At 52.2% G+C, this 25,654-nt stretch carries 15 protein-coding genes; 13 read left to right on the top strand and 2 right to left on the bottom strand.

The genetic code is table 11. The annotated features are described in order from the left end of the window. The first annotated feature begins 33 nt into the window (after positions 1-33). The 4 genes from ACYVHB_RS24265 (at position 34) to ACYVHB_RS24250 (ending at position 8,349) form a co-directional block, all read left to right on the top strand. Complete coding sequence (locus ACYVHB_RS24265; RefSeq protein WP_461054402.1) at positions 34-3,930, top strand: caspase family protein; 3,897 nt, start codon at positions 34-36, stop codon at positions 3,928-3,930. Positions 3,931-4,051: 121 nt separating this feature from the next. Further along, positions 4,052-5,272, top strand: coding sequence for a hypothetical protein (locus ACYVHB_RS24260; protein WP_461054401.1), 1,221 nt, complete (start codon positions 4,052-4,054; stop codon positions 5,270-5,272). A 57-nt stretch (positions 5,273-5,329) separates the two neighbouring features. Then, positions 5,330-6,223 carry a hypothetical protein gene (locus tag ACYVHB_RS24255; protein ID WP_461054400.1) on the top strand — a complete coding sequence of 298 codons (894 nt, stop codon included), beginning with the start codon at positions 5,330-5,332 and terminating at the stop codon, positions 6,221-6,223. Between the two features lie 185 nt (positions 6,224-6,408). Beyond that, positions 6,409-8,349, top strand: coding sequence for a caspase family protein (locus tag ACYVHB_RS24250; RefSeq protein ID WP_461054399.1), 1,941 nt, complete (start codon positions 6,409-6,411; stop codon positions 8,347-8,349). Positions 8,350-8,374: 25 nt separating this feature from the next. On the opposite strand, the gene ACYVHB_RS24245 is transcribed toward ACYVHB_RS24250, so the two are convergent. Continuing rightward, positions 8,375-9,295, bottom strand: a complete 921-nt coding sequence (locus tag ACYVHB_RS24245) for a caspase family protein (protein WP_461054398.1) — start codon at positions 9,293-9,295, stop codon at positions 8,375-8,377. Between the two features lie 53 nt (positions 9,296-9,348). Here ACYVHB_RS24245 and ACYVHB_RS24240 point away from each other — a divergent pair, with 53 nt between their 5' ends. The 9 genes from ACYVHB_RS24240 (at position 9,349) to ACYVHB_RS24200 (ending at position 24,788) form a co-directional block, all read left to right on the top strand. Further along, positions 9,349-10,230 (top strand): hypothetical protein, encoded by an 882-nt coding sequence (locus ACYVHB_RS24240; protein WP_461054397.1) that lies wholly within the window; start codon positions 9,349-9,351, stop codon positions 10,228-10,230. Between the two features lie 34 nt (positions 10,231-10,264). Then, the gene (locus ACYVHB_RS24235) at positions 10,265-12,127 is read left to right on the top strand and encodes a CHAT domain-containing protein (protein ID WP_461054396.1); all 1,863 of its coding nucleotides are present in this window, start codon (positions 10,265-10,267) and stop codon (positions 12,125-12,127) included. Between the two features lie 9 nt (positions 12,128-12,136). Next, positions 12,137-13,906 (top strand): nSTAND1 domain-containing NTPase, encoded by a 1,770-nt coding sequence (locus ACYVHB_RS24230; RefSeq protein ID WP_461054395.1) that lies wholly within the window; start codon positions 12,137-12,139, stop codon positions 13,904-13,906. Beyond that, the gene (locus ACYVHB_RS24225; protein WP_461054394.1) at positions 13,903-16,308 is read left to right on the top strand and encodes an eIF2A-related protein; all 2,406 of its coding nucleotides are present in this window, start codon (positions 13,903-13,905) and stop codon (positions 16,306-16,308) included. Before ACYVHB_RS24230 ends, ACYVHB_RS24225 begins: the two co-directional genes overlap by 4 nt. A gap of 511 nt (positions 16,309-16,819) precedes the next feature. Beyond that, positions 16,820-19,204: an ABC transporter permease gene (locus tag ACYVHB_RS24220; RefSeq protein ID WP_461054393.1), complete on the top strand. Its 2,385-nt coding sequence runs from the start codon at positions 16,820-16,822 to the stop codon at positions 19,202-19,204. A 13-nt stretch (positions 19,205-19,217) separates the two neighbouring features. Further along, the gene (locus tag ACYVHB_RS24215; RefSeq protein ID WP_461054392.1) at positions 19,218-21,656 is read left to right on the top strand and encodes an ABC transporter permease; all 2,439 of its coding nucleotides are present in this window, start codon (positions 19,218-19,220) and stop codon (positions 21,654-21,656) included. Positions 21,657-22,077: 421 nt separating this feature from the next. Further along, positions 22,078-23,445, top strand: a complete 1,368-nt coding sequence (locus tag ACYVHB_RS24210; protein ID WP_461054391.1) for an IS110 family RNA-guided transposase — start codon at positions 22,078-22,080, stop codon at positions 23,443-23,445. A 42-nt stretch (positions 23,446-23,487) separates the two neighbouring features. Continuing rightward, positions 23,488-23,892: a hypothetical protein gene (locus ACYVHB_RS24205; RefSeq protein WP_461054390.1), complete on the top strand. Its 405-nt coding sequence runs from the start codon at positions 23,488-23,490 to the stop codon at positions 23,890-23,892. Beyond that, positions 23,889-24,788 carry an IS3 family transposase gene (locus tag ACYVHB_RS24200; protein WP_461054389.1) on the top strand — a complete coding sequence of 300 codons (900 nt, stop codon included), beginning with the start codon at positions 23,889-23,891 and terminating at the stop codon, positions 24,786-24,788. Before ACYVHB_RS24205 ends, ACYVHB_RS24200 begins: the two co-directional genes overlap by 4 nt. 364 nt (positions 24,789-25,152) lie before the next feature. On the opposite strand, the gene ACYVHB_RS24195 is transcribed toward ACYVHB_RS24200, so the two are convergent. Further along, positions 25,153-25,512, bottom strand: a complete 360-nt coding sequence (locus ACYVHB_RS24195; RefSeq protein WP_461054388.1) for a type II toxin-antitoxin system Phd/YefM family antitoxin — start codon at positions 25,510-25,512, stop codon at positions 25,153-25,155. Positions 25,513-25,654: the final 142 nt, after the last annotated feature.

Genomic DNA, 25,654 nt, shown 5'->3' with positions numbered 1-25,654 from the left:
ATCACCACCCGTTCACCCTTAATCTGTCATCCAATGGTTTTCTCCAATCTACCCGCTTCTGAGAAGCGGTTTCGCCAAACCGGCAGCGGGGGCGAGTATGTGCTGCGCCCCATTGCCGTTCCGGTTTCCAATGAGTCGCTGACGCTGACGGGTTTACTCTGCACACCCGCCCGCCGGTCGGGCTACTACCACGACACCGTTTATGCCAAAGAACGCATCGTGCTGCACTTCACGGCCGGGGGGCTGATCGGTGATATGAGCACGCTGACCCGACAGGACTACCACGTATCCGTGCCGTTTGTGATTGCCCGCGACGGGACCATCTATCAACTGTACTCGTCCAAATTCTGGTCGGGCAATCTGGGGGGCGCGGCCCTCGGCAACGCCGGTAATGCGCAGGATAAGCGAACTATTGGCATCGAGATTACCAATTACGGACCGCTGACTTCCAAGCCAGGCGGACTAAAAAATATCTACGGCGAAACCTACTGTGCGCTGAATCAGTTGGACGCCTACCAGAAACTACCCGTTCCGTTCCGGGGGGAGTCGTGCTACGCCACTTACACCGACGCCCAGTACGACAGCCTGATTATCCTTTTGCGCTACTTGACGGCTCAGTACGCCATTCCCCGGCAGTTCATCCCCGAACCTAAGCGCTACCTGACGACCCCCGATGTACTCACCTTTAAGGGTATTGTGTCGCACGTCAACTACCGCGCCAGCGGCAAGTGGGACTTGGGTCCGGCGTTCAACTGGGCGCGGGTGGTGACGGGCGTTCAGGCTCCGGCGTTTGTGCCAGCGCAGCACCGGGACATTGAACTGCCCGAAGGACCCGTGTTGCAGTCTGAAGAGGAAATGATTCCGTTGTTGCCCCAACCCAAATCAGCGGCTTCGGAAGACGAACCCTACGATGAATCAGAAGTGGCCCCGGATTCGGTTCCGGTTGCCGGGCCAGAAAGTGAATCGACCCCGCCGGGTAAGGTATACGCCCTGATCGTTGGCATCGATAAGTATGATATCAGTGTCATGCTGCAGGAGAAGGTTCGCTTTCCGGCGCTGCGGGGGTGTGTAAACGATGCACAGGCCATTAAAAACTATCTGGAAACCAGCCAAACGACACCGGTGGATACCGTACTGCTGACGAACGAAGCTGCCAGCAAATCTGCCATCGTCGACGCGTTCCAAACTCATCTCGGCCAGGCCAAAGCGGGCGATGTTGCCTTGTTTTATTTTTCGGGTCATGGCACCCAGGAATGGGCGGATCGAACGGTTTGGACGAGCGAAACAGATGGCCGCTTAGAGTGTCTCGCCTGTTACTACGATGGCCAGACAGCCGACAACTTTCTGCTGGCCGATAAAGAGTTGCGTTACCTGATTGGGCAGCTTACCGCCGGAAAATCAGCCGCCGAACGGCCCCAGATTGTCCTCATCTTTGACTGCTGCCATTCGGGCGACAACACGCGCAACGGCGAACTGATGTCGACCGCTTTTGCTGACGTGGTGGAACGGCGAATACCATTTTCGTTTGAACAGCGGGCGTGGGATCAGTTCATTTTTGGCAAGACCATTGCTGAGGATACCGTCCGGCAACAGGGGGTGGCGGTGGCCCTTCCCGAAGGAACGCACGTGCAGTTCTCGGCCTGCGAATCCGACGAGTCAGCGCTGGAAGTGGGCGGAGAAGGCGTATTTACGAAAACACTGCTGAACGTCCTGCGTCAGGCGGGTGGACCCATCAGTTACTACGCGTTGCGCAGCCGCGTTCGGCAGTATCTGCGCAATGTGTTCGAGCAGCGACCCCGTATCTATGTAGCCAATGCTGACGACGCACTCCTGTACGCTAATTTCCTCAATCAGCCGGGCCAAACTAATGCCGTGACAACGGGCGAAATCGTTTACGTCCCCGCCACCGGTAGTTGGGTAATGAACCGGGGTGCCATTCACGGAGTTACGCCGGAACTGGCGGCTTTCACGGTTACCAACCCCGGTGATCCGTCGGTAACGTACCAGGCTAAGGTCACGGCCGTGCAGGTGGACCACGCCAACCTGACATTTGACGAACCGGCCCCCGCCGACCAGAAAGCCACGTACCAAACCGCGATACCGGGTTTGATGACCCTGCCGATTGCCGTGTGCGTCAACCACCAGGACAGTTCCCCGGCGGAGCAAAAGCAACTGATGGATAGGTTACTGGATCAAACCATCGGTTACGTGGTGCCGCAGGATGATGAATCGCAGGCCGATTACGTGGTGCAGAACCGCGACGGCCGGTACTACCTCACCCTCCCCAACGACCCATTCCGACCCCTGACCCAACCCGTTGATGCGGGTTCGCCAACAACCGCGCTTCAGTTGGCCGATCAGTTGCGGCATCTTTCGCAGTGGGCATTTATGGAAGCGCTGACCAATGCCAGCGCCAACGCGTTGCCTGACAACCTATTGCAGGTTGAGTGCACTCGGTTGAACGAGGATGGTACAGAAGGATCTATTTTAAACCCGGATGGGTCGATCTCCATCGAGTACGGGAAAGGTGGCGATGGCGTATGGCGGTCGGCGTTTCGTATGAAGGTGACGAACCCGACTCCGACCAAACTGTATTGTGCGGTGTTGTATTTAGATACCGAGTTTCAGTCCTTTTTGGGCTTTCTCAACCCAACTACCTATCTGCTAGAACCGGGCAATTCCGTTTATCTGGGTATCAACGGCAAGGACGTCATTAAATCCCGTTTGCCGACCGTGATGCAGGCCTACAACTGGTCGTCGCGGATTGAGCACCTGAAGCTGATCGTGAGTACCGAGGAGTTCGATGTGCAGGCCCTCGCCCTGGCTCCGCTGCCGGAACCACCACTACCGGGTCAGCCCAAAGACGGCTCTGACCGGGGTGGGCTGGAAACCGACGAACGGCCGGTATCGTTGAAGGGCTGGGGTACGCAGCCATACCGCCTTCACCTGATAAACCCGGACTTCAACCGGGTGAACAGTGACCTGCTCAATGCCATGCTCGATGATGAGCAAACGGCAACCTTCGCGCTGGGGCTGTATTTTGACGCCGTTACCGGCCCGGACTGGCAGATTGATTATAAACTCAAGCCGGGCGTAGACGTCGTTGGTGCACAGTCTGCGTCCTTAGATGAACGCGGCTTCATCAGTGGCGTAGGACTGAAACTGGCGAACGCCGTAGCGGGAAAACTGCGCAACCGGCATTACCAGGCCGTTATCAGGCAGTTTCCCGACCGGATTCGCATGGTCTCCGAGGGTGATTCGTGGTTTCAGCACCCGTTGGTAACCGACGTTATTGGCCATTTGGGGCGCGTATACGCCATTCATTGCGTAGCAGAAGCGGGGGATACGCTACGTAACATTCAGCAAATGGGCACCTATTTAGACACCATCGACCGGCTGAAGCCCCAGTTCTTTCTACTCAGCGGGGGCGGCAACGACATCCTCGGCGACCAGTTTCGCACGTACTTGAAAGATGATCCCGACATGAACGGGCCAGCGGGTGAGAACCCCCGCCGTTTTCTGAAAGACGAGTTATTTGCCGAACTCGATTCCCTGCGCGACGTGTACGAGACGGTATTTGGGCTGCTCCGAACAAACCATCCCGATCTGCACATCCTGGTGCATGGCTACGACTACATTATTCCCCTAAGCGTGACCAACAAAGGCTGGCTGGGCCGGTATATGATCGAAAAAGGCATCAACCGGCAGGAAGACCGGCAGGCGGTCATCAGCCTGATTCTGAACGAGTTCAATAGCCGGATGCAGAGTGTAGCGGCTTTATTTCCGAATGTGTCTTACATCAACGCGCTGAACACCGTCCGGCCGCATCAGTGGTACGACGAAATTCACCCCGATGGGGCTGGCTTCCAGCAAGTTGCTATGAAATTCATGACCCGGATCAACCAGGTGCTGGTTGCCACGCCTGCATAATGCGTTGCCTAGTGACAGGTGTAGTAAGGAAGGTTTATTGCTGGTCGGCAAAGGCCAACGATAAACTTTTCTTTTCGCTGAAATTTTCCATCCTCTGATGACTAACAAACCTTCCATCTCCATGAACATACTTATTCGATTTGCCGCATTGCTCTTGTTGGTATTGACAGTCTTCGTTACTTGTAAGCAGACCTCTACCCAAGCCCCGATCCCAACGCCCCCCGTGGTCGTGGCCCCCCAACCCGCACCCACCATTAGCAGTGTCAAGCCTGATACGGGAATGGCTGGTATGGAAATCACCATCACCGGAGCCAATCTAAAAGGAGTTCAGGAAGTTAAGTTCGGCAGTCTGACGGCATTGGTAAAGTCATCTGAGACGGGTAAAGTGGTGGTTGCCTGTCCTGATTTTGGGTCAGTTCAGCGTGTGCCGGTCAGTGTCCAGACGAGTAGCGGCACGGCCACTGGCCAAAATTTTACAGGTGCTCCAGCTCTGGTTATTGAAAAGGAAAGTTGCATACCGGCGGGAATGATTCCTGGTGCATTCATTACGTTGAAAGGGAAAAATTTCAGCAAAGTCACACAAGTTAATTTTTCAAACACGACTGTAGCAAGTAATCAGTTTACTATTAATGATAGTAATGGAATAACGTTAAAAGTACCTGCTAATACGCAGTCAGGGAGGATTTGGATGGTCAATGAATATGGTTCCAGTCAAGGTGTTCAGTTTGACTTACTAACAGGGGGAGATGGTATTACTACGTCGAATATTGCGACTAACGTACCTCAATTAGTCACCAGCGTTATTTCTGATTCTCAGTTTAATCCCAGCTACTTTTATTATTGTATGCCATTCCGGCCGGGAAGCTATTATTCTTCAGGTTTTTCAGGTGGCCAATATATTGCTGAAAAGCTTATAAAAGATGATCGTGCAGTAGTGGCTTTCAAGCAATACTCAACTTCCAGTGACTACCAGATCTACTATGAATCCCTTGAGATTGGTGGGGATAAATGGTACAGTTATAAGGGGTATTTCGATACTGGCATAAATGGGACTCTTAAATTTGATTATCCCGAGATCAAACTTATGTTGGAACGCAACAGCCTAAATACGGGGTACACAGGTTCGGTCATTATTAAAATAAAAAGAGACTTTAGTTCATTGTACCCTGGATATGATCTTACATACGTGGGTAACGTGCTGAAAACTGCTGACAAAGATCTGTTTGATATCGTAGCCTATGAAGTTAAAACCGGGGAAGAAATAAAGCTTTGTAACCAAAAAGGTTGGGTAAATCTTGACAAAGATTTCAAAAGAATTCTTGCTTGCTCTAATTGCAAATAATTTCAAACTCCACCGTCTAAAAATGCTACTTTACAAATTTTTCTACATTAAGCCCAAATGATACTATACACCATCCGCTATTTCACACTGAGTTTTTTGTCAATCCTGGCGTGTTCCGCCCAGTCGCAACAAACACGTAGCCAGAAACTCGACTCATTGTATAATGACCCGTTTTTCTACTCGACCGTGTCGGCCATTATTTTGCCAAAGGGTTTTGTGGAGGTCAATAACTTCGGGAGTTTGTTTACGGCAAATCAACTGTTCACGTCGCAGTTAGTACGCGGAGACCTGAACGCCCGGTTAAACCAGTTTGTCAATATTTTGCAGGTTACATACAGTACATCAGCCAGCAGCCGGTTTAATATTGGCGTCGATCTCCAGTATTCGGTATTACATCTGGCTATCGATCCGGCATCATCACCATTTGAGCTGTTTAGCAACGATTCTGCCTATTTTCGCCAGAAAGCGTTCACCCACGCAGGCGTACATTTTCGCTGGAAACCTTTTCCTCGAAACCGGCGGCTGTTGCTGCAAGGTTCGGTTTACCAGCCGATTGATAAAATTGGCGAAAATCAGACCAGTCTACGAATTCAGGTAGTGCAGGTTTGGGAATTGGGCAGGCGGTTGTTTTTATACACCCAGCCGGGCATAAACTACGCTATTCCCAAAGGAGCTATTGGTGGCAGCCTGGCTATTCCACTCACCGCTTTAATTCAGTTTCAGCTAAAACCCCGGTTAGGTATTTTGGGTATTGTCAGCCACTCTATTGGGCTGGGCAGGAACGCCGATAATGCTTTCAGCCAAACCAGCTGGGGATCACAGGTTGGGGCAGGGGTACAATTTCAACCCTCCCTGCGGCTTGGGTTTACGGGTTTCGTAACCCAATATTTGGCGGGTAAAAGCATTGGTGTATACCGCACGGCGAACGTGGGTGTGCGCGTCATCATTTGATTTATCACGAGAGTTAGTCTAGGGTTTTCCGAGGCAGGCTGTTGGCCGTATCGTGGTTGCGGTTATATCCTGGACGGCCACGCCCGGGCGTAGATAATTTCTGTTTACATCCGGACGTGGCCGTCCAGGATACGACCGCAATCGTTTCCCTTAATTCACAATTTCTATTCCCGATCCAACCTATCATGCTAACGCGTTTGCTGCTGTCTGCTTTCTTGTTGGTAACCGGGCTGCCATTCGTTCCCGCGGCCCCGAAACCGACCAAACGCGCCCTCGTTATTGCCATCGGAGAGTACAGTCCCGGTCGAACGGGGTGGAGTCGCATCAATTCGGCCAACGATGCCCGCATCCTTGAGCCTACCCTGAAAAATCAGGGCTTTTCGGTGCGCATCGTATCCAATCCAACCAAAGCCGAAATTGTCAGTGCGCTGAATATCCTCCGGGAAGAATCGAAACCCGGCGACATTGTTTTAGTCCATATTTCGGCGCATGGCGTGGGCATAACCGATGACAATGGCGATGAATCCGACGGGTTCGATGAGAGTATTGTTCCCATCGACGCGCCCGACGCGTCCAAACTGCCGGCGGGTTACAAAGGCGAAAAACACCTCCGCGACGATCAGCTTGGCGAGTTCCTGACCTCCATCCGCGAACGCCTTGGCCCGCAGGGTGATCTACTCGTGCTGCTCGATGCGTGTCATTCCGGTACCGGCACACGGGGACCGGGTGGCGTGGTTCGGGGCAGTACGGAGCCGCTCCGGTTGCCCGACTTTCCCCAAACGGCTGCGTCGGGAGAGGACCCGAGTGTGTTTTTCGAGCTGCCTTCCGGCTCCGCCTTGTCCAATATTACCGTACTCGCAGCCACGCAGGCTAACCACCTGAACTACGAAAATGCCGTGCAGCAATGTGGTTCGCTGACGTCGGCCTTTTGCTCGGTCGTCAGCGAAGAAAGCAGCAACATAAGCTATAAGGCCCTGTTTGAGCGGGTGCAGAGCAAAATTTCCCTGCTCGACGTATGTTATCTGAGTGGCCAGCATCCCGAATTAGAATCGACTCAATCCAATCGAATGCTGTTTGGCGGGGAAAAAACAGCGGTCAAACAAGCCTTTTCCATCATCAGTCTGAACCCAACCGAGCGCACGGCCCTCCTGAACGGGGGCAAGCTGGCGGGTATCGACGTCGGCACCCGGCTTAAACTATACAGAGCCGGGGATAACCCCGCAACCGCGAAGGTGTTGGATTCAGCGGTTATTGAATCGGCCAGCCCGTTGCAGGCTCAGGTTAGATTTGGGAGCAAACTGCCCATCAAGCGACCAATGGAGGGACTATTTTATGTAAGTCAACGCGTTTTCCGCGATGATACGCTGTTTGTCAACAGTCAGTCGCTGCCACCGACTTTACAGACTACGATTCGACAGTTGCCCGCCCGGATGACCTACCCCGTGGTTTTTCGTACGGTCGGCTATGACGTAGCCGCAACGCTCAGCAAAGAATCTGCCACAAACGTGATTCAATTTGTCTCGGCGAAGAGTGGTTTGCCCTACCCCGACGTGTCGGCTGAACCGGATAAACTACTCAATATTATCGAACAGTTGTATTGGGCAAAAACCCTGCGTCGCGTTACGCTGAAGCAGGACGATATTGACGTTAGCTGGTCGTTTGAACGTCGGCCGAATCCACCTGCGGATACGACCGTCTATTTGCGGACCTGGAAAGGGGAACTAATCGCCCGGCAGGCCAGAACGGGCTATTTCCTGCGTGTGCAAAACCGGGGTAAGGAAGCAATCTGGTACAATGTACTTGACTTCCAGCCGGATGGTGTGTACCGGGTATACTGGCCGATGGCACGAACGCAGGAACAGGGGTATCGGCTGGAACCGGGACAAGTTAGCGAGTTACCTTTTGGATTGGGCAAACCGCATGGTAATGAGGTGTTTAAGTTATTTGCCGCTACGTCTCCTCTCGACCTGCGTCCATTGGTGGGGGGGCAGTCGCGCGGCCCGGCTCATAATGATCCACCCCTGACGCGCTTTCTGAAAAACCGGCTGGCTACCCGGGGACCCACGTACCCGGAAAATACGAAAGAAGGAAAAACAATGGAAATTCATTACGTTATCACTCCTTAAAAGAGAGTAAGCTGGTAAGACAGACTTACCGGGCAATGAAAAGAAAGTCACTGTTTGATTCATCGGAGCCAAACGACCCCATTTTCACATTGGCTTCTACGCGGGCCTGGGCAATCTGCCGTTCCACAAACACCTTCAGTTCGGTAGCGGGCAGAATTTTGTACTCACTCGCGGCCGCTTCGGTTAGTTTTTGGATAAAGTAATTGGCAAACGGGGAGTGCTGTCCTATTTTCCCATCTGGTACGGTCTGCTTGCCACCCGACGACAGGTATTTTCGGGTTTGGGGCTTCAGCTTATCAATAATGTAAGGAGTCTGGCCACCCGCTTCGTCAACCGATGCTTCTACGCCCCTCGTGGGTCCGTCGCCCCGGAATTCGGAGTTGCTTTGCGTTGCAAAATAGCTATCAAACGTGCCACCGTAACAGACATCGAGCGTGAGCAGTACGTGGCGGCAGCGAAGTTTCGACAGCAAATCCTGCAAATAAGCAAATGACAGGTGGTTTGCATACGAATCATCGCCAGACCGGGAGTCTCTCATCACCGCATAGCCCTGCTGTAAGAGCGGATCAAAGTCGCCGTGACCGGCTAAATACACGAATAGCTGATCGTTGGGGCCGAATTTTCGCCCGGCTATTGCCCGTAATTGCCGGATGCAACTGTCTTTTGTCGCCGAGGTAAGTAAGATCGTCGTAAAACCAAACTTTTCGCGGAGGAGCTTCTCAATCGCGCGGGCATCATAAATGGGGTTTACGAGTTTTTTAAACCGCGTGTCGGTAAACGTTTCATTCGCTATGATTAGGGCGTAATCGGTACGGGCCGCAACGGTACTGCTGCCCCGAATCTGATACGAACCGGGTGGACTGGTGGCCTGAATTGTTTGGGCAAAGGCTACAGGGCCATTTATCAAATTCGCAATAATAAATAAGCCGTATAGTCTGATTCGCATGACAAAACCTGCCTGTTTATAAACAACTTGCGGTAAGTTAATCATTTTGGTTTATGGATAGCAGACCTCGTTTTTGTTTTGCGGCTGGTTGTTTGTCAATTCTGTCTCTTGTTCCGGTACGCACGTTTGCGCAAAAAATAGACAACTTGCACCACAACCCATTCGGAACCGATGTTGTCCTTTCCTACGATCTGACAGGTACGTTGCCCAGCCAGCAATTTCTGGTCAAAGCTACCTGCCAGAATGGGCCGCAGGTCATTGAACTGCAAACAACGGAAGGCAACGGTATTGGGCGGGTCCGGGGGGGAGCCGGGCGACAGATCATCTGGCACGTCCTGCGCGATGTTCCGGAGTTAGTCGGGGATAATATCACCTTTACCGTAACGGCCGTAATTCTGTCGGAGCAACGGGATTCGCCAGCCGCCACGACCCCGGTCCCCGTCTCGGTGTCGGACCGCAAAGCCGCACTCTACAACGAGCTTACAGCGCAAACGGATACGTATCTGGAGCAGGTGTACAATGAATGTACGGCGTTTACAACCTTTGGGGAACGTGCCTTTGAGAGCCGTACGGAGTTAGCGCGGATTGATAAACAGGTGACCCGCACCAATGAAGCCTACGAGAAACTGCTACAAAATAAGGAAACGTTTAAGCAGAGAATCCGTAGCTTGTGGGGAAACGAAAAGCTGAATGCGGATGCCGATCTGTTTTTTAGCCGGTCGCTCGATCAAATGCACCGCACCCATTTATTGCCATTCAATGAAACGCTCAAACGGATAAACGACGTTGCCAGTGGCAAACTTAAAACCCGCGAGCGAACGGATCTGATTAAAAGCATCAAAATGGAACTCCAAATCCGCACCTCCATGCTCCTGCAGGAAATAAACTCGGTGAAGGGGGATGCCAAGGGGTTTTACGCGAATCTTTACCAATGAACCGGTTGATGCCTTCTACCCGTCGCCCCTGTTTATGGATACACTTCTCTTCTGCTACGCCAATAATCGGGAGCACCTCCTGAGCGAACTGGGCAATGAGGATAGCGCGATTGACCGGCTGCTCGACCCGCGCAGCAGCAAAAACCAGTTCCAGAAAGTTCGCGATTCGTTTGCCACCACCGACTCCGTGTCGGCCAAGATTCTCACGTACCGGGATACGCTTTGCCTGTTTCATTTCAGTGGCCACGCGGGCAGCACCGTGCTTTTGCTCGAAGACACCGCTGCCCGTGGCGTTGGTATGGCCCAGTTACTGGCCCGCTGCCCCAATCTCCGGCTGGTGTTTCTGAACGGGTGCTCAACCCTGAACCACATCAAATTACTGGCCGAACAGAACGTCAACGCGGCCGTCATCGCCACAATGGCTCCCATTAATGACTCGGTGGCGACTCGCTTTTCGACCGCATTTTATCAGGCCTTAGTCAATCAGTATTCGGTGCAGCAGGCGCTCGATCAGGCCCGACTGAGCATTCAGATCAGCCATTCAGCCGCTATTAAGACCATTAGCCGGGGCGGGTTGGATACGGCGGAGGCCGTGAGTCCCGATCAGTGGTATTTCTATTGCCCCGACGACCAGACCGCCCGCTGGGAACTGCCAACCGGAATGACCACGGACGCCACCGCCTACGTGCCCAACTCCACCCTGCGCCGGTCCCTGTTCGAGACGCTCCGCGCCTGCGACCCAACCCTGACCCAGCTCTTCAAAACCAAACAGTCGCTGCCGACCGATGGCCTGCGCGACTGGCTGCACGAAGAAGAACTCCGCCGGCTTCCCTTTCCCATTTCAGAGTCCCTGCGCAAGCTGCTGTGTCCCCAGATTTCGCCCGAAGGCAAACTCACGCAACCGACCGCCACCCGCGACCGACTAGAAAACTACGTGACGCTGTTCGATGCGTCGGTCGATCTGCTGATGAGTATTCTGCTGGCCCAAACGCGCACCTGGCTTCAGGTCGCCACCGCCCGGCAACGGGATGAGCTGGATACCCAGACTAAGCAACTCCTGCGGGAAACGATAACGTCCGGTTGGGATAGCTGGGGGGCTGCTCAACTGACGAGCACCGTTCAGACGCTGCGCACCTTTTTCAACCAGCAACAGATTTCGCTGTTCATGCCCGAACTGGGTCCCTGGCTGGATCGGTTTGGTACCGATGCCAGCCTGTCCGACACGCTCACGTTTATGTTCACGCTCAAAGCCCGGCTTGACCAGCCCAACGGCGTGGGCAGTGTGACTTCCCTGTGTCAGCTTGGCGAAGAACACCTGAGTGCGTGGCTGAATGCGGCCGGATGCTGGGCGTCGTACCGGCTCGAATCGTTCAAAAACATCCGGGCCGTGCGGCTCTATCAGCAGCCGCCCCAGTACCGCCACGAGATGGTCGTGCTCCGAACCAGCCAGAGCTACCGCAGCGATGAGACCTATTTTCAGGAAATTCAACTCGCCGACCTCTGGGATTGCCAGTCGGTGCTGCTGGTCAAAATCGAGCGCCGATTGTCCGAAAGCGGGCCGGTCGAGACGCTCGTTCCCGACGGCTTCCTGAACTTGGCTCCTTTTGTGATCGACCGGAATGTGTTTCTCAAAAGCGACAATACCGTTTTTGATCTCTATAGTTTCCACACCCATAAGTCGGGACAATTACGGTATCGGCACGTCAGCCGCCCGAACGATTTGCTGCTGACCATCGGCCCCGACGACAGTGATCTGCTGGGGAAGCAGGATTTTAGCCTCCTGCGCGGACAGGTTGGTTCACTGCGTTCCCTGCTGTCCATCGATCCCGACGACTTGCCGCTGTCGGTCACGCCGTTCACCAGCGACATTGACATCGACGCCTTATCCCGCATCTGACCCCGCCCCATGCTTGCTCCCTCCCCCGTCAAAAGCCCCTTTAAGTTCTTAGATGCGTACACCGCTCAGGACAAAGACCGTTTTTTCGGTCGGGAGCTGGAGCAGCAGCGGCTTGTCGAACTCCTGTTTCGCTCCCGGCTGATGCTGGTGTACGGGCAGTCGGGTACGGGTAAGTCCAGTTTAGTGCAGTGCGGGCTGACCAACGTGATGTCGACGTCGGATTATTTTCCGGTGTTCATCCGCCGACGGACTAATCTGCTGACGTCCATCCAAACCGCCGTGGGCAGCCTGCTCGACAGACCCGACGATACGGACGTGCCGGACTTAGTGGCCCAGCTATCGCGCTACGTCATGCGCCCCGTTTACCTGATCTTCGACCAGTTTGAGGAATTGTTCATCAGCGGTGACCAAGCCGAGCAAACCGCTTTTTTCGACCTGCTCAGGGCGCTGTATGAATCATCGGCTTCGGTGAAACTGCTGCTGGTGATGCGGGAAGATTACATCGCTTACCTGTATCCTTACGAAGACAGTTTACCTAATTTGTTCGATTTCCGGTTGCGCTTAGAGCCGATGAGCGAAAAAAATCTCCAGGCGGTCATCGTCGGAACGTGCCGGGCAGCGGACATTCAACTCGACGACGAGGAGCAGACGGTTCAGCTCATTATCGACAATAACAAAAGCCCTAAGAACCCTTTCCAACTCCCGTATCTACAGGTGTATCTGGACCGGCTCTGGCGCACGGTGCGGGCCGATCAATCGACCTACGAAACGGCTCCGGTCGTGTTCGATTCGGCGTTGGTACACGGGGTTGGCAAGATCGAAGACGTACTGACGCAGTTTGTGGACGATCAGGTTGGGGAGATCGGCGCTCAGTTTTCGGAGGACGAGCGCCCGGTCGTGAAGGGCCTACTGGAAGCGCTCGTCACCTACGAAGGCACCCGGCGCGAATGCAGCATAGCGACCTTAGCGACCGAAAACGGCTATTCACCTGACCTAATCCGTCAGGCTGGCACGGCTTTAGAGGCTTCCCGTATTCTGCAATGCGAAGACTGGGTGTATGAACTGGCCCACGACAGTTTAGCCAAAGTAATCGACAAGGGCCGCTCAACCGAGCAGCGGCAACTGAACGACATTCTGAAACGGCTGAACGAAGCCTGGCGAGAATACACCAGCAATAACAAAGCCAGTGATCTGCTGTTGCCGGGGCGTCGGTTAGCCGAAATTCAACTCTACGAAACGGCCCTTCAGACCGAACTTAGCCGCACTAACGCCGATGCTACAGCCATCCGGCAGTTTGTGGCCGATAGTGGCGCGTTTCTCGAAAAAGAGCGGCAGGCTGAACTCGACGAGCAACGCAAAAAGAACAACCGCCTTCGGCTGACCATCGCCGGTGTATCGGTGTTGCTCGTGCTGGCTATTATCGCCATGATATTTGCCATTCAGCAGCAAAAAATGGCGAAACTGGCCGAAGAAAGTGCGTATAAAGCTGCTTCTGAGGCACGAGAAGCAGCCCAACGGGCGCAGGCGGCCCTGAATTTAGTGACCCTTCAGCGGGCGAGTGCCGCTCAGTCAACGGGTTTGCGCTACATTGACTACCAAGAACCAGAACTGGCCCTTGCTTCCTTTCTCACGGCCGATACGTTACTTCGTGGGCTTTCTGACAAACCCAATTTTCCGGGTAACAGTGCTGGGTCAGTAGAAACGTTTCGGCGATTAAAAGAGCAGTTGCCCCGCCATATCGACCAATCCCGGACTCAACTCACGATCCCACAGAAATGAACCGCTTCGCCCTATTTATCGGCTGTTGGCTACTCCGGCTCACCGCACCGGCCCAGCCCTGCCCGCAGTACGCCCGGTTGATGCGAGAAGGCAATGGATTTATGCGGGCGCAGCAGTACCAAAACGCTCTGAACAAATTCAACGCGGCCAAACTGTGCCTGCCCGACAGTTCGTATGGTGTCGACAAACGCATTGGTGCCGTATTTGCCGCCATCGAAAACAAAAAGAACGAAGCGATACGACAGAGAAAGCGGGCTGACAGCGCGAAAGAAACTGCCCAACAAGCACAAAAGGCAGCTAACGAAGCCGCCTTACGTGCCCAATCGCTCTATTGGGCCAGCGAAAGCGATAAATTACTGCCTACCCAGGCCGTTCGCCTGCTCGAACAGGCAGGTCGGTTCAATCTGCAGGCCCAACCCGTCTATGAGCGGATCTTCAAACGGTTTAACGAAAGTGATTCTTTACTACTGAACAGGCTTGATTTACGGCATCGGGGTTTGGTTACGTCAGCGGTGTTTTCACCTGATGGTAGCCGGACGCTGACGGCTTCCAGCGATAGTACGGTCAAGGTTTGGCACCAGAATGGAACGCTGCTGCTGACACTTCATACACTGGGTATAGTGACATCAGCGGTGCTTTCGCCTGATGGAAACTGGATACTGACCGTTTCTGATACTACGGCAAAGGTCTGGGATCTGGCAGGAAAGCCGCTCCTGACACTCCCTCATCGGGGGGTAGTCAGATCAGCCATGTTCTCCCCCGATGGAAGCCGGATTTTGACCGTTTCCGATGACCGGGAGATTACCGTCTGGAACCGGAGCGGGAAACTGATGTTCACACTGCCAATACCGGATTATATCAACTCAGCGGTGTTCTCGCCCGATGGGAGTCAAATTCTTACCCGTTCGGGAACCAAGCTATTCATAGTCCGGAATCTGGAAGGGAAGCCGCTGCTGACACTTCCTATTCCAGATTCAGTGTACTCAGCGGTGTTCTCGCCCGATGGAAACCGGCTACTAACGGCTTCTGTCGACAATACGGCAAAGGTCTGGAATCTGGCGGGAAAGCGGCTCCTGACACTCCCTCATCAGCTTGCGGTTAACTCAGCAGTGTTCTCGCCCGATGGAAGCCGAATCCTGACTGGGTCTGACGATGAAAAGATCAGGGTCTGGAATCTGGAGGGAAAACCGCAAGGAGAACTATTCATTCCGGGTGCGGCCTACCCAGCGATACTTTCGCCCGATGGCAGCCGGATTCTGACCGTTTTAACGGATAATACGGTAAAAGTCTGGAATCTGGAAGGAAGGCTATTACTGACACTCGCTCACCGGAATGAAGTCAACTCAGCCCTATTCTCCCCCGACGGAAATCAGATCCTCACCGTTTCGGACGATAAGACGGTCAGGGTCTGGGACCTGAGGGAAAACTGGTCACGAATGCGGTTTAACCGGGAGGCCGTAACTTCAGTAGCCTTCTCGCCCGATGGGAGCCGGATTATTACCACTTCCGTAACGTATGGAGATAGCACGGCGAAGGTCTGGAATCTGGAGGGAAAGCGGCTCCAGACAATCTCCCTTCCGGGTATTGTCTACTCAGCGGTGTTCTCCCCCGATGGAAACCGGATGCTGACTACGTCTAGTGATAGTACGGTTAGAATCTGGGACCGGAACGGAAAACCACTATTCACACTGCCTGTGCCGGACTTAGTGTACTCAGCGGTATTCTCCCCCGATGGCAGCCGGATTCTTACCCGTTCTCATGGCGGCATAGCTACGGTCTGGAGTCAGAACGGAAAGCCGTTACACACACTTCCTGAGAGTGCTGTCACGTCAGCGGTGTTTTCGCCCGATGGGAGCCGGATACTGACTACGTTCAAAGAGGTAAGCCGACTGCCGACTACTCCGTTAGATGTTACGGCCAAGGTCTGGGACCGTGACGGGAAACTACTATCGACACTTTCTCACCCGAGTATAGTCTCTTCAGCGGTGTTCTCCCCCGACGGGAGCCGGATGCTGACTACGTCCAGTGATTATACAGACAGGGGTGGCATTGGTGGGGTTACGATCTGGAACCGGAACGGAAAGTGGCTTTCTGCCTTCGCTGTTCCGGGTTTGGTCAGTTCGGCGGTGTTCTCGCCCGATGGGAGTCAGATTCTGACCGTTTCTAATAACCGGGAGGTTACCGTTTGGGATCGGAACGGGAAGTCACTCTACACACTACCAATCCGGGGGTTTGTTTCCTTAGCGGTGTTCTCCCCCGATGGGAACTGGATTCTCACCAATTTCAGTAAAATGCTCTGGCTGACGCCGGAAGGGGCCTTGAACTGGCTACGAAACAACAGTGAAAAGGTGGCGCCATTATCGGATGATTTAAAAAGGGAGTATGACGTACCAATTAAATAGGCCAGTTACTATTTTATTGGAAGCTCTAAATTGACTTATAATACATTCATTTTTCGGTGCAGTTTACTGAATGTCTTGTCCTGATTTTATTCGGAGGTTTTCGTGAACGATTTTAATAGCGGCTTATCTTAAACTAAATTGTTCATTTACAATTGATTAATAATCCAGCAAGTAGTATTGATTACCCTTTTATTGACAGAAAACGGCCGGTTGAGTAGGAGGGGAGTGTAGGGTAATAAACAGGTACATCATGTAAGAAAAATGTTAGGCAACATCCACCCGATGATTGCCGAGGTCCTTCCTCTTGCTCAAACTGAAACAGCAGATTACTTATAAACTCCTTATTTGTAACCTTGCACGCCTTGACAAAACCGGACAATCGAGGCCGAAACTGTCCGAAATCGTACAGCCACCAATAGCTATATAGCTCTTCAGAGCGCTTGGGAGCCGTTTTTTAACTGTGGTATAATAGTTGAGCCTTACCAAGTCAGCGGGTAAATAATTGACCACTATGCTCCGAAACTATTTCAAAGTCGCCGTCCGCAATCTGACCCGAAACAAAGTTTTTTCGGTCATTAACCTGCTGGGCCTGTCCACGGGCATCACCGTCTGCCTGATGATTTTCCTGTTCATCAGCAATGAGTTCAGCGTTGACAATTTTCACAAAAATGGGAAGAGCATCTACCGCGTCATGCGGGGTATTGAGCTAAATGAGGGCAAAGAGACCGCTGTCGCTTACCTATCGGGCCCGTATGCGCCTGCGCTGTTAAACGATTTTAGGGGGCAAATCACTCAGGCGGTACGGGTAAATCCTACCGATGCCTTAGTAACAACCCAGGACAAATCGTTTCACGAACGAAAAATCATTGACGTTGACCCTGCATTTTTCACGTTCTTCTCGTTCCCATTGCTCAAAGGCAATCCGGCTACGGTGTTGACGGAACCGGCGAGTGTCGTGCTCACCGAGTCGACGGCCCGGAAGTACTTTGGTAGTATCGACAACGCCCTGGGTAAGATCGTCGAAGTGGATAAAAATCTACCCCTAAAGGTCACGGGTATTGCGCAGGATGTGCCTACTAACTCCCACCTGGATTTTGATCTGGTGATACCGCTGGAAAACTACAAAGACCGGAGCTACATGACCCGCTGGATCAATAACGGCATTTACACCTACGTGCAGCTTGCCCCAACGGTCAGCGAAGCACAGGTTGAGCGCAATTTCCCTCGCTTCATGGATAAACACATGGGGCTTATCATGAAGCAAGCTGGCTTTAATTTTACCTTATCGCTCACGCCGTTGCGCGACATTTATTTTGAACAAGGACCCTTCGATCAGGCCAAACATGGCGATAAAGGGGTGGTTTATATTTTTCTGTCGATTGCCATCCTCATTCTGCTGGTGGCCTGCATCAATTTCATGAACCTGTCGACGGTTCGGGCAGTGGAGCGATCGAAAGAAATTGGCGTTCGGAAAGTACTGGGGGCCATTAAAGGGCACTTGGTGTGGCAGTTCATTGGCGAGTCGATCCTGCTGACAGCCCTCTCGTGCGTACTCTCGGTGGGCTTACTGGCGTTGATTTCACCCTTCTACAAACAACTGCTGGGCTACCCGTTGAACCTGTCGGTCTATGCCTTGCCGATTGTGCTGTTTCTGATCGGAATTATGGTGGTAGTGGGTTTTTTGTCGGGCAGTTATCCGGCATTTGTACTGGCCGCTTTTTCGCCCATCCAGGCACTGAAAGGTAAATTACGGCTGGGCAAAGGCGGTATCTCGTTAAGGAAGGTGTTGGTGGTGGTACAGTTCAGTATTTCGATTTTGCTCATGCTCGGAACCGCCATCGGTACCCAGCAGATGAGCTACCTTAAAAACAAACAGCTTGGGTATAACAAAGAGCAAACGGTAATAATACCCATCGACAACGAGGACATCTATACCTTCATCCTGAACCATAAACCAGAGCTGCAGGCCCAGAGCCGGGTGGCGGCCGTTTCGATGATGTCGGGCGAGCCGGGTGGCTTTTTTGATGGGCAAATGTTTGACGTCGAAGCGCACCCCAGCCGATGGAAAGCCCGAACGGAGTTTGCCGATTTCGATTATGTGAAAACCCTGGGCCTGAAACTGATTGCGGGTCGGGATCTTTCTGGCGAGTACCCCACCGACACGGCTCAGGCTGCCCTGATTAATCGAACGGCTGCTGCCCGGCTGGGCTGGACGCCGGAAGAAGCCATCGGCAAGTGGCTGAAAAACACCATACGGGATAGCACGAACCGGACCATCATTGGTGTGGTCGAGGATTTCAATTTCCTGTCGCTGAAAGAAGCTATCGAGCCATTGGTGATTGCGCCCAACCCCGACGACCGACGCGCGGCTTTGATTAGGTTAAGCCCCGGTAACCTGACCGCTGCGGTTGAGACTATCCGGCAGTTGTACGCCAAAACGCGACCGGCTTACCCCTTTGAGTACCACTTTTTAGACCAGCAGTTCGACCAGATGTACCAGGCCGATCTACGTCAGCAAACGATTCTGAGTGTGTTTGCGGGCTTAGCCATTTTTATTGCTTGTCTGGGTTTGTTTGGTTTGGCCTCTTTCTCAGCCCAGCAGCGCACCAAAGAAATCGGGGTTCGCAAAGTATTGGGCGCATCGGTAGGCAGTATTGTGAACCTACTTTCCAGTGATTTCCTGAAACCGGTAGGCATTTCCATTCTGATCGCCAGCCCAATCGCCTGGTATGTCATGAATCAGTGGCTGCAAAATTTTGCGTATCGGGTCGACATCGAGTGGTGGGTCTTTGCGGGGGCGGGGCTGTTGGCGGTAGCGATTGCGCTGCTGACGGTGAGCTTCCAAAGTGTAAAGGCCGCCCTAATGAACCCCGTGAAGTCGTTAAGATCAGAATAAACCCTCAACTGCCATGTTCAGAAACTATCTCAACATCGCGCTACGGACGCTGGTGCGTAACCGCAGTTTTACTGCCCTGAATGTGCTGGGGTTGAGCGTGGGCGTGGCATCCGCGCTGCTCTTGTTCATGGCTGTGCGCTATGAGTTGAGCTTTGACCAGTTTCATACCGACAGCGACCGCATTTACCGCGTAGTGCGCAAACAAGTTAATGCCAACGGCAACGAAGACTTCACGCGGGGCAACCCGCTGCCGGTAACGGCTGCGCTGAAAACCGACATCCCGCAGTTTGAGGCCATTGTGCCGGTCTATGCTACACTGAGCCCGCAGATTACAGTGCTCGGCAGCAAGCCCCACACCCGCAATTTTACAAACAAGTTTATCGAGCAACACCAGGGGTTTCTGGCCGGGCCGGAGTTCTTTCGGCTATTCAACTTTCACTGGTTGGTGGGCCAGCCCACCGTGTTGTCCCAACCGAACGTAGTGGTGCTGTCGGAGCAATACGCCAAAAAGTATTTCGGCGACGCCAACCTGGCCGTAGGTCGTTTTCTGCGCATCAATAACAAATTCACCATGCGGGTTGGGGGCATCTTGGCCGACCTGCCCCAAAACACGAGTTTCCCGTTGAATATCGTGATTTCCTACGAGACCAAACGCCGTGATTTCACGGGTTCCTTTGGCGTGACATCTTTCGACGATTGGTATAGTTCCAGCAGCAACGATCAGCTATTTGTGCGCCTACCCGCTCATTTTACCGCCGCCCAAGCCGACGTGCTACTCTCAACATTCTCGCGCAAACACTACAATGGGCTACGCGAGAAAAGAGTGCACTTCCTCAGCCCGCTGGCCGATGTGCACCACGACGAGCGGTTCGGCGGGATTACGGCTGAAGTACTGCCCGTACCGCGTCAGCGTCTGTGGAATATGGTGCTGGTGGGCGTCGTGATTTTGCTAATGGCCTGTATCAATTTCATCAACATCGCGTCGGCGATGGCTACCAGGCGAGCGAAGGAAGTGGGGATACGAAAAGTGATGGGCAGCAAAAAAAGCCAGTTGATTGGCCAGTTTTTGCTGGAAACGGGACTGATCGTAAGTGTTGCCGTGGGGTTGGGCGTGGGCATGGCCTACGCAGCCCTACCGCTGATGAGCCAACTGTTTAGCCTGCCCGCCGACCCATCGATCTACTTCCAGCCGGGCGTAGCACTGGGCCTGCTCGGTCTGCTGGTGATGCTTACGGCGCTGGCGGGGTTGTATCCGGCGCTCATTCTCTCGTCGTTCTCGCCGTTGGCCGTGTTTCGCAACCGCGTAGCATCGGGCTGGATGCGGGGAATCACGCTGCGGCAGGGCCTGATTGTGGTGCAATTCACGGCCGCGCTGGTGCTCATTATCAGCATGATAATCAATTTTCGGCAGATGGATTTCCTGAGCCGCATGAAACTCGGCTTTCAGAAAGAAGGTGTTTTCTATTTCGCTATGGATCCCGAATACGGGCAGCGGAACACTACGTTACGAAACGAACTGATCCGCATTCCGGGCGTAAGCAGCGTTACGTTTTCGTCGGATTTGCCGTCGTCGGACAGCAAATGGCAAAGCACTTTCGCCTTCACCAATTTATCGAAAGACGAAGATTTTACGGTATCCATAAAAATGACCGACGGCGATTACTGCAAGACCTTCGGCATTGCGTTGGTGGCTGGCGCGTCGTACACTACCAACGACACCGTGCTGAAGTTTGTGGTAAACGAAACGCTGCTCAAAAAGCTGAACATCCGCAACCCGGCGTCGGTTATCGGTCGGAAGTTGCGCATCGGTGGAGAGTCTCCCGCCGAGATTATAGGCGTGGTGAAAGATTTTCACACTAACTCGGCCCTGGAGGGGGGCATCCAACCGCTGCTCATGATGCCTGAAAAGAAGTTCTTCTTAGCGGGGAGCGTCATGATACGTTCGCAAAACCTGACACAGACCACCGAACAGATCAAAGCGACCTATGCTAAAGTGTTTCCCGAAGTAGCGTTTTTGAGTAAATTCTACGGCGAGACCCTCGCTAACTATTATGAAGCCGAGCAGCAGATGGGCCTGCTCTACCGCGTTTTTTCCGGGCTAACCATTTTCATTGCCTGCCTCGGCTTGTTCGGGCTAATGGCTTTCACGGCCGAGCAACGGACCAAAGAAATCGGGGTTCGCAAAGTGCTGGGGGCTAGCATTGCCAGCATTGTAGCCCTATTATCCAAAGACTTCCTAAAGCTGGTAGGTGTTGCCATTGTCGTTGCCTCCCCCATCGCCTGGTACGTCATGAATCACTGGTTGCAGGGCTTTGCTTACAAGATCAACATCGAATGGTGGATGTTTGCTATAGCGGGCTTGTTAGCGGTAGGCATTGCCCTACTGACGGTGAGTGTCCAGAGCGTAAAAGCGGCCCTGATGAACCCGGTGAAAAGTTTGCGAAGTGAGTAATAAGATGATTTACGATATACACCTATCAGAATGAATAAGCTCAAATGGCGCGGATTTCTGAGTGAGTGATTATTTCGATACAATCGGTTGAAATGGGAATAGAATATAGTTTCACTCCCCATTTACACTTTGTCTTGTCCTAAAATCGCTCGATTGTGCGGGTACCATTGAATACCCAGGACAACTGGAGTAGGCAGGCTGGTGCTTTCTACTTACCTTGTTTTGGCTTCAGAAACAAGCTCATCAACCTATATTGGTACACGTTAGTCCTTACTGAAATCTGGGCTGGAATGGATAAGGCCTCTTACCGAGGCACTTGTTGAATTCACTGGTGATCTTCTCAAGAGAATCCCGTATAGAAAAATCCTGATTCATCAATCCATTCACTGAAGTCAGTTTCGCCTTAAAACTTGATAAAACGATGGGAAAGCCAACAGCCGTCTTACCAATCGTCAATGCGCATGCCGCTGGCATTGACATCGGCTCCCGTACTCACTGGGTAGCCGTCGACCAAAACAAAGAAAACGTCCAATCCTTTGGCGTTTACACCCAGGACCACCAGTATCTGATTGACCATCTGCGGCAGCATGGCATTACGTCGGTCGCCATGGAAAGCACCGGCAGTTACTGGCAAACCCTGTTTAACGCTTTACAGAGAGCTGGATTTGAGGTGTTATTAGTGGGCGGTAGTCAGACTAAAAACGTCCAGGGCCGCAAAACCGATGTCATTGATTGTTTGTGGATTCAAAGGCTCCACTCTTTGGGCTTGTTGTCGGGTAGTTTTTTGCTGAGTGATACACTCCAGGAGCTTCGTACATATTACTACCATCGCCAGCACCTAATTGAACAGTTAGCAACTTATACCCACAAAATGCAGAAAGCGCTGCGGCTGATGAATATTCGCCTGGACGTAGCGATTCGCGACATCACAGGCAAGTCCGGCCTGACCATCATCGAAGCGATTCTGAGTGGCAACCGCGATCCGCATGAGTTAGCCTCGTTAGTGGACGTCCGGGTGAAGAAGTCCAAGGAGGAAATCACTCAATCGCTGCAGGGCTGGTGGCGACATGAACAATTGTTTGAATTAGGAGCCGCCCTAAATTTTTATAAGCTCTATCAGAAAGCGCTTCTGGAGTGTGACGGGGTCATCGAAGAGGCCTTACGACGCTCTGTGCCTCAGGAATCTGTTTCGAAATCAGCCGAACCCCTCCAACCTGCAACTCGAAAGAAAACGAACAAGCACACGCCTACCTTCGACGTCTCGCAGATTGCGCTGACTTATTTTCAAACAGACTTGTTAGCCATATCCGGGATGGGTCATAGTACGGTTCTATGCTTACTAACCACGTTAGGCAAGGACATTCATAAGTTTGCCACCGCCAAAAGCTTTGCCAGTTGGCTGCGGTTAGTACCCAACAATAAAATCAGTGGTGGACGTGTCATTAGCCATCGTACCCCCTCGGGCAAATCTTTCATCGCTACGGCTTTACGACAGGCGGCTAACACAATTGGCAATCAAACCAATCATGAGCTGAGTGGTTTCTTCAAGCGCATTGCCTATAAGAAAGGCCGAGTCGCTGCCATTACCGCTACGGCCCGAAAGCTGGCGATGATTATTTGGAACATGATTACCAAAAGGGAGCCTTACAAAAAAGCCCAGGTTAAAGACACGGCTCAGAAAACGAGAGAAGCCGGTTTACGGCAAGTGCAACGGCGTTTAAAGGCTCTTGATTTGAGTCAAGATGAGTTAATAAGGCTATTTGCAAGTCACTCCATGTCAATTACTTAATTGATTGTTGTATAGAAATAAGTTGACCATCACCACAAGCCGATGGACCACTTATTTTTGCTGCGTACTCAGGCGCATGAGCTCAAGATGCGTCAGATGGTTGAAGAGATCAACCTGGGCCGCCTGACGATCGATCAGGCCATGGCCAAATACAATGTTCTTACCCGGCATACGGTTAGAAAGTGGCTGGATCGAGTTCGTCTCGAAGACAAACAGCGTACCCAAGCCATGTCCCAAGCCGCTAAACAACCACCCCCAACGATCGTCGAGCAGATGGCCCACAAAGCCGACGAGTTAGCCGGCCAAGTCAAGCAATTACAGCATGAGTTAGAGCAGTCTCAACTCCAGGTACTCTACTACACCACCGTCATCCGGGTTGCCGAGCAGGAGCTGGGCATCGCAATCGAAAAAAAGTCCGATACCAAGCAATCCAACTCCTTCGAGTGAGCCATCCTCATGTTCGTATCCGGCGAATTGAGGGGTTGTTTGGTTTTAGTCGTCAGGCGTTCTATCAGCATACGAACCGCCTGATAACCGGGGAAGAGCGCGATCAACAGGTGTTAGCTTTGGTTGAGCAGGTCCGCCAGGATCACCCACGCATCGGGGGCAAGAAGCTCTATGAGCTGATCAAAGAAGAGCTGTTGAAAAGGGAAATAAAAATGGGCCGCGATGCTTTGTTTGATCTACTGGCGGTTAATCATCTATTAATCAGGAAGCGAAAGCGTAAGATGATCACCACTTTTTCAAGACATCGGTTTCGCAAGTACCCTAACTTGATTAAAGAGTTGGTCATCTTGAGACCTAATCAAGTGTGGGTGGCCGACATCACGTACTGGTTGACCGAAGCGGGATATTTGTACATCTCCTTGTTAACCGACGCCTACTCGCGTCGGATTATGGGCTTTGCCGTAGCGGACAGTTTAGCGGCCGTTCATTGTCGGCGGGCGCTGGAAATGGCACTTAAGCAGATTACCAAACGGATGGGTCGAAATCTGATTCACCACAGTGATCGAGGCATTCAATACTGTTGTGATGAGTATACTCAGGCAGTCGATGCTTATCACATCCGGATCAGCATGACCGAGAACTCCGATCCGTTGGAGAACTCGATTGCTGAGCGCATTAACGGCATTCTCAAGCAGGAGTATTTGAGTCATCAACCGGTCCGAAGCTTGGAGGAAGCGTATATACTACTGGAGAAAGGGGTGTTTCTCTACAATTACAAGCGACCGCACCTAAGTTGCAATATGCTCAGTCCCCATGCGGCTCACAGTAGCCATGGTCCCCTGGAACGACGCTGGAAGAACTATTACAAACCGCCCGCATCAGAGGAGCCGAAATAGCTTAAATTCGGACTAAGCATAAAAGGGTAAACGTATAGCCGGACTAACTCAAAACGGTCAACTTATTTTAGGACGATACAACTTTGGTAAGTCTAGATTGCAATCGGAGGTTTTTCTGAACGGTAGCCGGGAAGGGGGAAGTGGCCGAAAACACGACTTTTGGCGTTCAATAAAACCGTCCAGTTTAGTCGTTCACGATATTGGAGCACATCCAGAATTTTCTGAACTATGTAGTCTATTTTAGCGAACCAATTTCATTCAATACATTTGCTTACAAATTTATCTGTCAATACCGACCTGTTTCCAATAAATAGGGACACCTCAAAGCTTGCGCGCTTACTGTCGCAGATGAGTGGCTAATTGACTAATTCGTTGTCTCCTTCGCTATATTTTCTTCAGGGTGTGGAGATTCATATTCAGTAGCCCCTAAGTTAGCTTGATCTGATTCGGCTACTTTTTCAGTATTGGTCGATTGGTCCGTCGAAACGAATGGTTCATATAGTAAGCTGACCAACTCATTATGGTCATCGGTCAATCTCGACTGCTCTTTCTGCTTCCATTGTTGGAAAACCTGCCACTCCTCAAAAGCTATCAACACGGCAACTGGCTTACCTTGACGGGTAATCACGGAGGGCTGTTGGCCATAGACTGCTTTATTGATTAAATCAGATAACTGGACACGGGCTTCCTGGGCCGATACTTTATGCAATTGAACCATTTTCATAAACTGCGCTAATCAATACATTTGTACATTGTGACAAATCTATACAATCATTATTAAACATACAGATGTTAGAATTCGTATGATCTGTATTTTGCGTAATTTTCAATAGAATCGTACTATCTGTAACAACCTTACATTACAT

This window comes from Spirosoma arcticum, assembly GCF_054779955.1.
This window is presented reverse-complemented; position numbering and strand designations above follow the sequence as displayed.

Excerpts from the sequence above, each read along its gene's own strand:
- ACYVHB_RS24195 (WP_461054388.1), bottom strand. The coding sequence starts at position 25,512 with ATGAAAATGGTTCAATTGCATAAAGTATCGGCCCAGGAAGCCCGTGTC.
- ACYVHB_RS24250 (WP_461054399.1), top strand. The coding sequence starts at position 6,409 with ATGCTAACGCGTTTGCTGCTGTCTGCTTTCTTGTTGGTAACCGGGCTG.
- ACYVHB_RS24245 (WP_461054398.1), bottom strand. The coding sequence starts at position 9,295 with ATGCGAATCAGACTATACGGCTTATTTATTATTGCGAATTTGATAAAT.
- ACYVHB_RS24220 (WP_461054393.1), top strand. The coding sequence starts at position 16,820 with ATGCTCCGAAACTATTTCAAAGTCGCCGTCCGCAATCTGACCCGAAAC.
- ACYVHB_RS24230 (WP_461054395.1), top strand. The coding sequence starts at position 12,137 with ATGCTTGCTCCCTCCCCCGTCAAAAGCCCCTTTAAGTTCTTAGATGCG.
- ACYVHB_RS24260 (WP_461054401.1), top strand. The coding sequence starts at position 4,052 with ATGAACATACTTATTCGATTTGCCGCATTGCTCTTGTTGGTATTGACA.
- ACYVHB_RS24215 (WP_461054392.1), top strand. The coding sequence starts at position 19,218 with ATGTTCAGAAACTATCTCAACATCGCGCTACGGACGCTGGTGCGTAAC.
- ACYVHB_RS24225 (WP_461054394.1), top strand. The coding sequence starts at position 13,903 with ATGAACCGCTTCGCCCTATTTATCGGCTGTTGGCTACTCCGGCTCACC.
- ACYVHB_RS24210 (WP_461054391.1), top strand. The coding sequence starts at position 22,078 with ATGGGAAAGCCAACAGCCGTCTTACCAATCGTCAATGCGCATGCCGCT.
- ACYVHB_RS24265 (WP_461054402.1), top strand. The coding sequence starts at position 34 with ATGGTTTTCTCCAATCTACCCGCTTCTGAGAAGCGGTTTCGCCAAACC.
- ACYVHB_RS24205 (WP_461054390.1), top strand. The coding sequence starts at position 23,488 with ATGGACCACTTATTTTTGCTGCGTACTCAGGCGCATGAGCTCAAGATG.
- ACYVHB_RS24235 (WP_461054396.1), top strand. The coding sequence starts at position 10,265 with ATGGATACACTTCTCTTCTGCTACGCCAATAATCGGGAGCACCTCCTG.
- ACYVHB_RS24240 (WP_461054397.1), top strand. The coding sequence starts at position 9,349 with ATGGATAGCAGACCTCGTTTTTGTTTTGCGGCTGGTTGTTTGTCAATT.
- ACYVHB_RS24255 (WP_461054400.1), top strand. The coding sequence starts at position 5,330 with ATGATACTATACACCATCCGCTATTTCACACTGAGTTTTTTGTCAATC.